This window comes from Candidatus Schekmanbacteria bacterium (assembly GCA_003695725.1).
Lineage (GTDB): Bacteria > Schekmanbacteria > GWA2-38-11 > GWA2-38-11 > J061 > J061.
The window spans coordinates 1-13,596 of sequence record RFHX01000180.1; the positions used below are offsets into that span (position 1 = coordinate 1).

General features: G+C 37.7%; 9 protein-coding genes. All 9 read left to right on the forward strand.

Annotation, left to right across the window (positions count from 1 at the left end; translation table 11 throughout):
* On the forward strand, positions 1-746 hold a 746-nt coding region (locus D6734_07165; protein ID RMF94637.1), incomplete at its 5' end, for a transglutaminase domain-containing protein.
* On the forward strand, positions 739-2,928 hold the full coding sequence (locus D6734_07170) for a bifunctional (p)ppGpp synthetase/guanosine-3',5'-bis(diphosphate) 3'-pyrophosphohydrolase (protein RMF94638.1): 2,190 nt from the start codon (positions 739-741) through the stop codon (positions 2,926-2,928). The genes D6734_07165 and D6734_07170, both read left to right, overlap by 8 nt.
* Complete coding sequence (locus tag D6734_07175) at positions 2,928-3,314, forward strand: RidA family protein (GenBank protein RMF94639.1); 387 nt, start codon at positions 2,928-2,930, stop codon at positions 3,312-3,314. The genes D6734_07170 and D6734_07175 overlap by 1 nt, the downstream gene beginning before the upstream one ends.
* A gap of 13 nt (positions 3,315-3,327) precedes the next feature.
* Positions 3,328-4,890 (forward strand): NAD(P)H-hydrate dehydratase, encoded by a 1,563-nt coding sequence (locus tag D6734_07180; protein ID RMF94640.1) that lies wholly within the window; start codon positions 3,328-3,330, stop codon positions 4,888-4,890.
* Positions 4,891-4,989: 99 nt separating this feature from the next.
* Positions 4,990-7,233 (forward strand): ribonuclease R, encoded by a 2,244-nt coding sequence (rnr, locus tag D6734_07185; GenBank protein RMF94641.1) that lies wholly within the window; start codon positions 4,990-4,992, stop codon positions 7,231-7,233.
* The gene (locus D6734_07190; GenBank protein ID RMF94642.1) at positions 7,233-7,874 is read left to right on the forward strand and encodes a DUF2889 domain-containing protein; all 642 of its coding nucleotides are present in this window, start codon (positions 7,233-7,235) and stop codon (positions 7,872-7,874) included. Before rnr ends, D6734_07190 begins: the two co-directional genes overlap by 1 nt.
* Positions 7,875-7,883: 9 nt before the next feature.
* Positions 7,884-9,008, forward strand: coding sequence for a DNA-protecting protein DprA (gene dprA, locus D6734_07195; protein RMF94643.1), 1,125 nt, complete (start codon positions 7,884-7,886; stop codon positions 9,006-9,008).
* A gap of 136 nt (positions 9,009-9,144) precedes the next feature.
* Positions 9,145-11,382, forward strand: a complete 2,238-nt coding sequence (locus D6734_07200; GenBank protein RMF94644.1) for a PAS domain-containing protein — start codon at positions 9,145-9,147, stop codon at positions 11,380-11,382.
* Positions 11,383-11,392: 10 nt separating this feature from the next.
* Positions 11,393-13,585 carry a UDP-3-O-[3-hydroxymyristoyl] N-acetylglucosamine deacetylase gene (gene lpxC / locus D6734_07205; protein ID RMF94645.1) on the forward strand — a complete coding sequence of 731 codons (2,193 nt, stop codon included), beginning with the start codon at positions 11,393-11,395 and terminating at the stop codon, positions 13,583-13,585.
* Positions 13,586-13,596 lie beyond the last annotated feature (11 nt).

Sequence of the window (13,596 nt, forward strand, 5' to 3'; positions counted from 1 at the left end):
CCGCCAAGGTGAATATATTCGATATGTTGAGACTTGCAGGTATCAAAACTGATATAAAAATAAAGAATCCGTCAAAAACAGTAAGGTGCGAACTGAATTTTCAAGGGCTGAAAAATGATGCTGATATCCCTGAAAGAGACAGACAGCGTATAAAAAAGGTTGAAAACCTTTCTTCAAATGGCACAAAAAATGTAATAATAGAAATCAGGAAAGAATCTCTCGATAATTTCAAAGCATTGCCGCTTCCAATTACATTTTACAAGAATTATCAAAAAGCAACTCAATTCATACAAAGCGACAGCAGAGAAATAAAAAATATTGCCAAAGAGATTTCTAAATTATCGGGAAATGATTCCTTGCTTTTTGTGAAAGAAACCTTAAAATGGTTTTCTAAGAATATAAAAGAATCAATGGTTGAAAACTTCAGCGCGCTCGATACTTTAAAAAAGGGTGAGGGAGAATGCCAGTCGCATTCTTATCTATTTTCAGCTATAATGCGCGCAGGGAATATCCCCTGCAGGATTGTTTCCGGATTGGTATATCCTGATGGATATAATGCCTTTATGTATCATTCATGGTGTGAAGTTTATTTGGGCAAATGGGTCTCTGTTGACCCTTCACTGAAGCAGTTTCCTGCAGATTCGACACATCTTGTTCTTGCAGAAGGTGATATTTTTTCACAGGCAAAGATAGCAAATTTTATGAGGAATTCAGGTATCAAAGTGTTGAAGATACAGTATGATTAGATGTGAAGAAATTATAGATAAAGTTTTAACATATTTGCCTAATGCAAATCAGGGCATAATAAGAAAGGCATATGTTTTTTCAGCACGGGCGCATAAAGACCAACTACGCGCCTCAGGTGAGCCATATCTCTCTCACTCACTTGAAGTAGCATCGATTCTTGCAGATATGAAAATGGATGTTGATACGATTGCCGCAGGAATACTTCACGATACTATAGAGGATACACCTGTGACTTTGCAGGATATTGAAACGATGTTCAATCCAACTATTGCTCTTTTGGTAGATGGAGTTACTAAAATCGGAAAGATTAAATACAAATCCATCGAGGAGAAACAGAGTGAAAATTTCAGAAAAATGCTGATGGCGATGGCAAAAGATATAAGGGTGATTTTGATTAAACTTGCAGACCGCCTCCATAATATGCGGACTTTGGAATATTTGAATGAAGAGAAAAGAAAATTTATTGCGCAGGAAACCCTTGATATATATGCGCCAATAGCCCATCGTCTCGGTATGGGAGAAATCAAATGGGAGCTTGAAGATGAGTCTTTGAGGTATCTTCAGCCAGATGTTTACTATACAATTGCAAAAAAGGTAAGGAATAAAAGAAGAGAGCGCTTAAAATACATCGAAGAGGTGAGAAATCTTATTCAACAGCACCTTATTGAGACTGGCCTTGATGTCATTGTTGAAGGCAGACCTAAACATTTCTACAGCATTTATCAAAAGATGATGAGAAGAAGGATAAGCTTCGATGAGGTTTATGATCTGCTGGCATTCAGGATTATTACAGATACTATAAAAGATTGTTATGCCTCTCTTGGGGCAATACATTCCCTATGGACGCCTGTGCCCGGAAGATTTAAGGATTATATAGCTATGCCAAAACCCAATATGTACCAATCTCTGCATACCACTGTTATAGGTCCAAAAGGCAATAGAATAGAGATTCAGATAAGGACCAAAAAAATGCATGAGGTGGCAGAAAGAGGTATTGCTGCCCACTGGTTGTATAAAGAGGGTACGGAAATAACAGCAATTCATCCTGATGAATTCAAGTGGATAAAACAGATATTGAGCTGGCAGGAGGAGATGAAAGACCCCAAAGAGTATATGAAGAATTTAAAGGTAGACCTCACTGCCACAGAAGTCTATGTATTTACTCCAAAAGGTGAAGTCAAATCTTTTCCTCGTGGTGCAACAGTCGTAGATTTTGCTTATGCAATTCACACACATATAGGCCATAAATGTTCAGGTGCTCGTGTGAATGGAAAAATGGTCCCGTTGAAATATCAGCTCAAGAGCGGAGATGTCGTGGAAATCATTACTTCGGAAAACCATAAACCGAGCCGGGATTGGTTGAATTTTGTAATAACTTCACGTGCTCAAAACAAGATAAAATTGTTCCTTCGTGAAGAGGAATCTGGAAAGAGCTACAATCTTGGGAAAACATTGATAGAAAAGGCGCTTAAAAAGAACAATATAAATTTATCGAAAGTTATTGAAGATGAGGCGTTCAAAAATGCCTGCAGTAGTCTTGGTTATCCGACACTGGAATCTCTTTTCATTGCTGTGGGCTTTGGCAAATTGTCGGCAGAGACCTTTATAAAAAAGTATTTGCCAGAGAGCAAAAATGAGGTACAAAAAGCCAAAGGTTTAGAGAAAATAAAAGAAAAATTCAGACAGGTTGTAAGAAGAAATGAGTCGACAGGAATACGCATCAAGGATATAGACAATATATTGATACGCTTTGCTAAATGCTGTTCTCCTGTGCCGGGCGATGAGATCAAGGGATTTATAACAAGAGGACGCGGTGTAACTATACATAAGGCAGATTGTGCTTTACTCAACAAAATCGATATAAATCCTGAAAGGAGAATAGATGTAGAATGGGATTCAAAAGCCAAAACGGAAAGGCCTGTAAAAATTTCAGTTACATCTGAAAACAAAAAGGGTATGCTTGCATCGATTTCTTCGATTATTGCCTCTAATGATATTGATATTGTTTCTGCAAATGCGGCTGCCAATGATGATGGAACAGGAGATATGACTTTTATAATACAAGTAAAAAATGTTGATCAATTGAATAAAGCGATAACTCAAATCAATAATTTAAAAGGTGTCATTAAAATTGAAAGGGTTGGACTGTCGGAGAAAAAGGTTAATGTGGGGGGAGGTTAATGGCAAAAATAAAACCTATTGAATGCCCTGATGCACCTGCGGCGATAGGTCCTTATTCACAGGCAGTTAGCGCAGGAAACTTTTTGTTTATTTCAGGACAGATTCCTATTGACCCTCAGACGGGCACTGTTGTTTCGGGCGGTATTGAGGCGCAAACAGAACAGGTATTGAAGAACCTCAAAAATATTTTGATCTTTTCAGGCTTGGATTTCAATGATGTTGTTAAAACAACTGTTTATTTGAAATCTATAGGTGACTTTCAAAAATTTAATGAAATTTATGCAAAATCATTTCAGAATGACCCACCAGCAAGAGCTTGTGTTGAAGTTTCTGCTCTGCCCAAAGGCGTCCTAATTGAAATCGATGCGATTGCTATTGAAAAGTGAGGTATAAAGAACTATGAGTTTTCCCATTGCCACCGGCTCTCAGATGAGAGAAGTAGATAGAATAACTATAGAAGAAAGAGGCATTCCGGGTCTTGTATTGATGGAAAATGCAGGAACAGGCGTGGCAAATGCCATAAAGAGAAGATATTCATCTTTAAAGGATAAAAACATTACAGTTGTTAGCGGAAAGGGGAATAATGGAGGTGACGGATATGTTGTTGCACGATTGTTGCTCGATGAGTGTAACGAGATGAATGTGTTTGTCTTGGCTGAAGAATCTGCTCTTAAAGGTGATGCCTTGGAGAATTATAAAAGGATAAAGGAGGCAGGAGCGCAAATATATCATCTAAAAAGCACTTCCGAATTTGATGAAGAAGTAATGTCCATACTTAAAAGGACAGATATCATTGTTGATGCCATACTGGGGACAGGAATCACAGGAGAGGTCAAAGGATTTTATGGTGAAGTGATAAACCTCATAAATGACTTGAGAAAGGATGTTGTCTCTGTCGATATATCTTCAGGGTTGTCTTCAGATACAGGAAAAATCAGCGGACCTGCCATTTTTTCTAATCTAACTGTTACACTGGGAATGGCCAAAATAGCACATTTTGTATATCCTGCCGCCAAATATGCAGGCGACCTTGAAATTGTGGATATTGGAATTCCTGATGATGTAATTGAAAATATGAAGTTTGATGTTGAAGTCATAGAAAAGGAAGATGTTAGAAAAATACTTCCACAACGAGAAAAGGATGCACATAAAGGAAATTTTGGACACACTGTTATCATAGGCGGCTCTGTTGGGAAAAGCGGCGCTGTCATTATGGCTGCCGAAGCCGCTATGCGTTCAGGTGCAGGGTTGGTTACTGCTGTAGTGCCAAAGGGAATAAACACCGTTATCGAAGCCAATCTGATTGAAGCGATGTCTTTTCCTGTTGAAGAAAATAAGAATGGAGCAATTTCTAAAGAAGCTGTGGATTCAATATTGGACTTTTGCAGGGATAAGGATGTTGTAGCAGCAGGACCCGGTATGGGCGCTGATAAAGACGGTGAAGTGATTATTGAGGCCCTTTTGAAAAATCTTGATATGCCTCTTGTTTTAGATGCTGATGCCATAAATATTCTGTCAAAGAATAAAGAAATACTGCGGGAAAGAAAAGGGGAAGTAATATTGACGCCTCATCCGGGTGAGATGGGACGACTTATGGGAATTAAATCATCAGATGTTCAGAAAGAGCGCCTTGAAGTGTGTATTGAAGCAGCAAAGGATTTTGATTGTATAGTCGTCCTGAAAGGGAAAAATTCAATTATTTCAAATCGGGGAAAAAAGACCTTTATCAACACGACTGGAAATCCGGGAATGGCAACCGGGGGAAGCGGCGATGTTTTGACTGGAATCATTGCAGGGCTGTTGTCTCAAGGTGTGCCGTCCGAGTATTCTGCAAGTTGTGGTGTATTCATTCATGGCTTGGCAGGTGATATTGCGGCAGAAGATATTGGGGAGGTATCTCTTTGTGCCGGCGATGTGATCGATTACCTTCCCGAAGCTTTTCTAAGATGCCTTACCTGTTGATTTTAAATGTCAGAGGCGATTTGATCTTGCTTATTTGGAGAAATAATCAAGAATTCCAGAAATGAAGAGAATCTCTTCTTAATTGTTTTCTTTGTGTGATTGGTTGGTTATGATAATTTTTATATAGGCGGTGAAAAGATGTCTGTAAATAATGAAAAAATAAAGTATGAGATTGAGAAACTTTTTACTTCCAAAAGGCAGAGATACCATTCCCTTTCATTTTCAGAGCTTTCAGGGCTTATAGATGCTGAAATAGAACGAAAGTCTTTAAAGAAGATATGTCGGAATCTCGAGGAAGAGGGAATAATTATCATTGACAATGATAGAATATTAAATCCTTCTCATTACAATATCGTAGCAGGGACAATAAAAATCGTGAGGACAGGAGAAGGACGTGTTTATCCGGAGAAGGAACCAAGAAAAGCTATCTTTGTTGATTTCGATAAGACTGGCGACGCCTTGGATGGAGATTTCGTATATGTCCGAGTTGCAAAAATAGGGCGAAGGGGAAGGCCTTATGGAGAAGTTGTCAAGGTATTGAGAAGAAAGCAAAAGAGGATAATTGGGGAAATAAAAAAAGTTGGTAGAAAATTGATAGCTGTCCCAATATCAAGGAGCAATTTGCCTGACATAATCATTGACGGAAAGGAGGCTAAACCGCTTAAACAAGGGGATATAGTTATTGTTGAACCATCTGCAAAGAAAAAGGACCTTTGGCATATCAATGGCAGACTAATAGATGTGATAGGCGATAAGAATTCTTCAGCAATAGGTACTAAAATCGTAATCGAAAAAAATGGTTTTGCTGATGAATTCTCTTCAAATGTTTTGAAGGAAGCTAAAAGTCTTAGTTCTGATATAAGAAAAGAGATAGAAAGGAGAGTAGATTTTAGGAATCTCAAGACTGTGACAGTAGATGGTGAAAAAGCAAGGGATTTCGATGATGCCGTATCAATTGAAAAAATCGAGAAAAACCTCTTTCGTCTCTATGTCCATATAGCTGATGTTTCCTATTATGTGAAAGAAAATAGTCTGATAGACAAGGAAGCATGGAAGCGGGCGACAAGTGTTTATTTTCCTGACTACTGGATTCCTATGCTGCCGATGAAACTATCCAGCGATTTGTGCAGCTTAAATCAGGGAAAAGACAGATTAACAGTAAGTGTTGTAATGGACATAGATAAGAAGGGTGAGATTATTGATTATAGAATAGTGGAATCTGTAATAAGAAGTGATGAAAGGATGACCTACACCAATTTTCAAAAGGTTTTAGATGGAAGTGATGAACAAATTATTCAGCGTTACAGCAATTATGCAGAAGATTTCAAATTAATGGAAGAGCTTTGTCATATTCTCAAAGAAAAGAGAAGACGGCGCGGTAGTCTTGATTTTGACCTGCCTGAACCGGAATTTATTCTTGATGCAACAGGCGATATTATTGACATCGTTAAATCTGAGAGATTGACATCACACAGAATCATTGAAGAATTTATGATTGCAGCCAATGAAACCGTAGCGGAATATTTGTTTAAACATTCAGAGCCGTCGATTTATAGAGTTCATGAATTGCCTGATAAAGACAGTATAGATGAGTTCAATGAATTTATAAAAGGGCTCGACTTCGATTTGAAACCTATTGGAAAGATTGCACCTAAAAATTTTCAGAAGATGCTTGATTCAGTGCAGGGACTTGAGATTGAGCATCTTGTATCTACAGTACTTTTGAGGACAATGAAACATGCACTTTATACAACGAAAACTGAGGGGCATTTTGGTCTTGCTTCAAAGCATTATACTCACTTTACTTCACCCATAAGAAGATATCCTGACCTTGTAGTACATAGAATTTTGAAAAGAATGCTCAACAGAAAGAAAAAGGAGATTTATTCAAACAACTATTTGAAGCAACTGGAAAAAACTGCAGCCCATTCATCCGAGATGGAGAGAAAAGCGGAGGATGCAGAAAGAGAAGTGTTGAACAGAAAGAAATTGGAATTTCTCAAAGCGCATACAGGAGAAGTTTTTGATGGGATTATTTCCGGTGTAGCTGAATTCGGATTTTTTGTCGAAATAGAGGGGTATTATGTTGACGGATTGGTGAGAATGAAATCGTTAAAGGGAGATTATTTTATTTTTGAAGCAGATAAGCATCGCATACGGGGTAGGAGGAGCGGAATTACATTTCGGATAGGAGATAGGGTGAGAGTTTTGGTGATAGATGTTTATCCCGAGAGAGGGGAAATGGATTTAGAACTTTTATATGATAGATTTGATGAATTTATTTCGCTCAATAAAAAAAGAAGGAAAAAGAGAAGCAGGCGTATTTCCAAAAGGAGAAATTGATGGCTATATTTGTCAGAAATATTCTAATTGACCTTGATGAGGTTAGCCCGGGATTGATGCGTGTAAGCGCATCGATGAAGGATGTAGTCCATGACATTAGACTAACTCTTTTTGCAACATTTCCAGAATATGAGATAAAAGATGTCGATTTGCAGATGAATGAAACACCTGAAAAAAATTGTCCTCTTTTCAAAGAGTTGATTGGCAGAATAAGAGGACTTAAAATAGGAAGAGGTTTCAACTCTCAGATAAGAAAATTATTCAGAGGCGCAGAAGGATGTCCAACTGTTACGGGGCTTTTGACTGTTGCAGCACCTTTGGTAATAAATATTTCATGGTTTATTGAAAAAAGAAAGCTCGGATTGTCGGATAGCGAATATCTCGATTTAAAAAGGAAGATGATGAAGGATAAATGTATTGCTTTCAGCAGTATGAATAGTGAAATTGATGAAGAAGTTACAAATGGTGAAAGGGCAATTTATAGAGATTGTAATAAATGTCCCTCTGCTGATATTGGCAATGAGGCGATAAGAAAAGTAATTTTGAAGCTTGAAACCATTGCAGAAAAATATAAAATACCACAGCAATCGATTGATGATATAAAGGATGATATCAAAGATCTGTTGGAAAGGGAAAAGTGATATTCGAGAATGAATATTGAAGAAAAAAAGGATTGGATTGCCCTTAATCTGCTTTCTTATAAAAAGCCTGATATATTTATAAAACTGCATCAGCACTATGGAAGCGGCACTGAAATTTTGAAAGCAGGCAGAAGTGGATTTCAAGATATCGAGTGGCTTGATAATAAGAAAAAATCATCAACAATATCAATACTATATGGCGAGATAGTTGATAAAGAACTTGAAGTTATTGAAAAACAGAGAGTTCAGATAATTACAGTTGAAGATGAAGATTATCCAGAGCTTTTAAGGGAGATTTCAGCTCCCCCTCCTGTGCTTTATTGTCGTGGGAATCTAAAAAAAGAATTCACTGGAATTGCAGTAGTAGGCACGAGGAATCCAACTGAATATGGAAAAATGATGGCTGAAAAACTTTCATCTCAGTTGGCAATAAACGGCATAGCAGTAGTTAGTGGTATGGCAAGAGGGATAGATACAATAGCTCATAAAAGCGCACTTGGAAGTAATGGTTATACGATAGCAGTACTTGGAAGTGGTATAGATATGGTATATCCACCTGAAAACGGCAAGTTATATAATGAGATCTGTGAAAAAGGAGCTGTTATATCTGAATTTCCAATGGGTTCGTCACCTCACAAAAAGAATTTTCCGAGACGCAACAGAATCGTTAGCGGTATGAGTAGAGCAATATTGGTTATCGAGGCAGGAGAGAGAAGCGGGACGCTTATAACAGCGCGGTTTGCCATTGAGCAAAACAGGGATGTATTTGCTGTGCCGGGCAGGGTTACATCTTCAAGAAGCAAGGGCACAAATGGGTTGATAAAAAAAGGCGCCATATTGACAGAATCCTTTGACGACATCGCAGAGCATTTAGGCGTTGAATTCAAAAGAGAATTTTCAGAGAATTCTACTCGCTCTGATGATAAAGATAGTAAGAAACCTATTGCCTTTTCTGAAGATTCTGTAGAAGCGGCTGTTCTTTCCTTTCTCGATGATTCTCCTAAACATATCGACCTTATATCGAGGGAATGTGGAATGGGAATACCGCAAATATCATCTATACTTATGAAACTTGAAATATATGGCGCTGTAAGGCAGGTATCAGGTAAAATGTTTGTAAGAAATTACCTGTAAGAGGAATGTCTCTGAGCTTTTAGAGAAAGATTTAAATCCAAGAAAACCTTTTTGAAAAAAATATCAATCTTTATATAAAAATGCTACAATAACATTGTTCTATTAACGAGATGATATTTTAGAAAAAATCGGAAAAATGAAAACAAAAAAAGTGGAATCTCCAAGGGAAGCGGCACTGAAGAGGCGCAGGAATGTAATAGTAGTAGCTGCGCTCATATTACTGTTTATAATTCTCCTTGTAATCGAGGTTACAACTCAGGACATTTCAGCATCTTCGCCTGTGGGCAATTATGTTATATTCTATTCCTTTTACAACATCATCTTTATGCTGCTACTGATTTTGGTCTATCTGATTGTCCGGAATATTGTTAAACTTTATTTTGAAAGAGAGCGCTTAGAGCCCGGAGCAAAATTTAGAACAAAACTGATAGTTTCTTTTTTCCTTTTGACGAGTATTCCTTCTGTTGTCCTCTTCTTCTATGCCCGCTTTTTGATTTCACAGACTATGGAATATTGGTTCAGTGTCCCAATTGAGCAGTCCCTTCAAGGTGCCATACGCGTATCAGAGCAGTATTATGACGACATAAAGGGGAGGGCGGAAAATTTCTCATCGATTATCGGAAAGTCTATTCTTCGCAGAAACCTTCTTGCAGAAAAAAATAAGAAATATCTGAGAAATTACATAAAGAGCAAGGTTAATGAGTATGATATGGATGTCATATATGTTTATAATTCATCAGGAAAAAAAGTGATGGAAGCCTATTCAAAAGATGTGGATGAAGACAGAGTGATCAAGCCTGATGATGACTTGATAAAGAAGATTCTTTCCAAAGAGAAGCTTTCAACCGTCATTCCTGCTGATGAGGGTGAATTGATATATGGATTGGTTTCCCTTGAAAATAGAAGAAAAAAGAAGATTGGTGTTGTGGCTGTGGGATATTATTTGCCTAGAAGTTTGACGGAAGATATAAAATCTGCAGCTATGGCATTTGAAGATTATCGACAAAAGGAGATTCTTAAAAAACCAATTGCAAACACCTATGTCGGTATGTTTGCGATAGTAACTATTTTAGTCATTTTTGCGGCGATGTGGTTTGGATTACAGCTTGCAAAGGAGATAACGATTCCTATCAAACAGCTTGCTGAAGGGACGAGAGAGGTGTCTAACGGCAATCTTGATTTTCACATTGATATAAAGGTAAGCGATAAGAGTGAAGATGAAATTGGAATATTAGTAGATTCTTTCAACAAGATGACAAATGATATAAAGATGAAAGAATTGGCACTTCAGGAGAAGAATTTAAGCCTCCAAAAGACAAATCGTGAGCTTGACAGGCGGAGAAGCTATATTGAAACAGTCCTTGAAAACATAGGCACAGGAGTCATTTCTCTCGATATATGGGGAAGAATAACGACTATAAATTCTGCTGCAGAAGAAATGCTGCACATAAAAGCAAGTGATTTTACAGGCAAACTCTTCAAGGACGCCTTTTCAACTTCAAAATTGGACCCTCTGAAGAAATTATTTCTTGAACTTGAGGAATCAGGAAATAGAAGCATAGAAGATGAAGTTAATCTAAATATAAAGGGCGAAGTTTTTACCTTTATGATAAATGTAAGCAAACTTTTCGATAGCGAGAATAATGAAATAGGCGTTGTAATGGTACTTGAAAATATGACCGAGCTTATCCGTGCTCAAAGAGTTGCTGCATGGCGCGAAGTAGCGAGAAGGATTGCCCATGAAATTAAAAACCCTTTGACTCCAATAAAACTATCTGCACAGCGGCTGAAAAAGAAATATTTTCAGGAAGGAAATGGAGATAAAGAGGTTTTTGTTTCCTGTGTTGATACGATTATTCAGGAAGTTGATGATTTGAAAAAAATGGTCAATGAATTTTCAAATTTTGCGCGAATGCCTTCCTTCAATCCTGTTGATGTAAACATCAAGGAACTTGCTGAAGAAACAATTTCTCTTTACAAAACAAGTATGAAAAATGTTAAAATAAACATAAATAATGGAAAAGATATCCCATTATTGAAACTTGACCCTGAGCAGATAAAAAGGGTATTTATCAATTTAATAGACAATGCTATTGAATCGATGGACGGAAATGGTGAAATCAATATATCATTTGAGTATATGGCAGATTTACAGACAGTAAAAATTGAAGTATCAGACAATGGAAGAGGAATACCTCCAAATGTTAAGGAGAAGCTCTTTTTGCCTTATTTTTCCACAAAAAAGAGCGGTACAGGGCTTGGATTAGCCATTGTCAATTCCATAATATCAGAACATCGCGGTTATATTAGAGTGAAAGATAATATACCTCGAGGGACAACTTTTGTAATAGAATTACCTGTTAGAGGAGTTTAAAGAGTAAAAAATGCCTAAAGGACATATATTAGTAGTAGATGATGAAAAAAATATTGGGACTTCCCTTGAAGGGATACTCACTGATGAGGGGTATACCGTATCAAAAGCCCTTGATGGGCCACAAGCTCTTGAAATGATAAAAGAATTGCCTCCGGATGTGGTCCTTCTCGATATTTGGATGCCCGGTATGGACGGAATAGAAGTGCTAAAAAATATCAAAGAATTCGAACGGGATCTTGAAGTAATAATTATGTCAGGACACGGGACAATCGAAACGGCTGTGCGGGCATTAAAGCTTGGAGCTTCTGATTTTATAGAGAAACCCCTTTCTATGGATGTTTTACTTTCAGCAGTCAATCGCGCATTTGAGAGAAGAATATTGAACAAGGAAAAAATTGAACTCAAAAGGGAGCTTGTCAAAAGATATAAACTTGTCGGTAAAAGTGAGCAGATTGAAAGAGTGCGGCAACTTATAAATGAAGTATCTAACGGCTCTTTCCCTGTGTTGGTGTATGGTGAAAGAGGCACCGGCAAGGAGTTGGTAGCAAGGATCATACACGATAACGGAGCAAAGAGGGAAAAGCCCTTCGTAAAAATAAATTGTGCCGCTATGAATGAAGAAATTTTGGAGCAGGAGATATTTGGTATAAACAGAGAAAATGGCAATTCTACCCCCAAAAGGGGAAAACTCGAGCTCGCTGCAGATGGCACAGTATTTTTTGATGGTATCGATAAACTTTCCAAGAATGTACAAAAGAAGCTTTTGGACCTCATTAAAACCCGAAAGTTTGCGCGTATCAATGGGAAAAAAGTCTTTTCAATGAAATTTAGAATATTAGCCGCATCCGAAAAAGATATTTCTAAGGCGGTCCAAGAAGATGAATTCCTGCCTGAATTGCAGAAGGAATTTACAACTTCCATTTATCTGCCTCCTTTACGGGAGAGGACAGAAGATATACCTGACCTTGTCAATTGCTTCATAGAAGACATAAGTGAAGATTATGGCAGAGGATTGAGAGAGATTGATGATGAAGCAATGGCAGAGTTAATGCTTTATAAATGGCCCAATAATGTCAAGGAATTGAAAAATATCTTGGAGAGATTGGCAATTTCAGTGCCAACAGGGAAAATAACTGATTCTGATGTGCGTAAAATATTGAGAGGCGGAAGCGATGTGAAATCCTTTGATTATGATGGATATTCTTATAAAGAGGCAAAGAAGAAATGGGAGAAGGAATATGTGACCAACATTTTGAAGAAAAACAGCTGGGACTTGAAGAAAGCCGCCAAAGAAATGGGAATCAGTAAAAAGACCCTTGATAAGAAAGTCAAGGCTTTTGGATTGATGAGAAAAAAGAAAAAAACGGCATCACAGGTTGTTTATCAGAAAACCTTGAAAACGAGTGTCGTCCTTTGCGGTCAAGGGCTTCATTCAGGTTTGAAAACAGGATTGATTTTAGTCCCACAGCCGCCTGATACGGGTATCATCTTCGCGAATGTTTCTACCGGTGAAACCGTAGAGGCAAATATAGACAATGTAGAATCGACAGAACATGCAACTTCTCTGAAAAAGGGGAAGTCGAATGTTAAAACTATCGAACATATAATGGCAGTGCTTAATATTTACGGCATCAATAATTTACTTATTAAAATTACAGATGAAGTGCCAATTATGGATGGGTCAGCTGTTGATTTTTGTGAGCTCATTGAGGATGGGGGAATAATTGAGCAGGAAGGTACCTGCGAGGCGATTGTCATCGACCGTGAAATTGTGTATGGAAAAGTAGGGAAGGGCAGTAAGTATATCAAGATAGAACCATATGATGGTTTTGCCGTAAAGTATATTATGGATTATCCTCCCCCTATTGGGAAGCAGGTTGCTGAATTTGTCAGCAATGGCGCTGAAACTTTCAAGAAAGAGATAGCGCCTGCACGAACATTTGGTTTTTTAAAAGATGTTGAGTACCTTGAGAAGAAAGGATTGATAAGCGGAGGCAGGTTAAACAATGTGGTTCTTCTCGACAATGAAAAGGTGATAAATACTGAATTGAGATTTAAAGATGAATTTGCAAGGCACAAGATATTGGACATCATAGGTGACTTCTATCTCTTGGGCAGGCCTATAAGGGGAAAAATCACAGCCAATCTTACCGGCCATTCCGAAAATATTGCTCTTCTGAGAAAAATAAAATCCCTCTACTAATTTTTGCTCTT

What these genes read in the sequence shown, in the direction of transcription:
- dprA (RMF94643.1), top strand. Translation starts at nt 7,884, where the DNA reads ATGAATATTGAAGAAAAAAAGGATTGGATTGCCCTTAATCTGCTTTCT.
- D6734_07190 (RMF94642.1), top strand. Translation starts at nt 7,233, where the DNA reads ATGGCTATATTTGTCAGAAATATTCTAATTGACCTTGATGAGGTTAGC.
- lpxC (RMF94645.1), top strand. Translation starts at nt 11,393, where the DNA reads ATGCCTAAAGGACATATATTAGTAGTAGATGATGAAAAAAATATTGGG.
- D6734_07170 (RMF94638.1), top strand. Translation starts at nt 739, where the DNA reads ATGATTAGATGTGAAGAAATTATAGATAAAGTTTTAACATATTTGCCT.
- D6734_07200 (RMF94644.1), top strand. Translation starts at nt 9,145, where the DNA reads ATGAAAACAAAAAAAGTGGAATCTCCAAGGGAAGCGGCACTGAAGAGG.
- D6734_07180 (RMF94640.1), top strand. Translation starts at nt 3,328, where the DNA reads ATGAGTTTTCCCATTGCCACCGGCTCTCAGATGAGAGAAGTAGATAGA.
- D6734_07175 (RMF94639.1), top strand. Translation starts at nt 2,928, where the DNA reads ATGGCAAAAATAAAACCTATTGAATGCCCTGATGCACCTGCGGCGATA.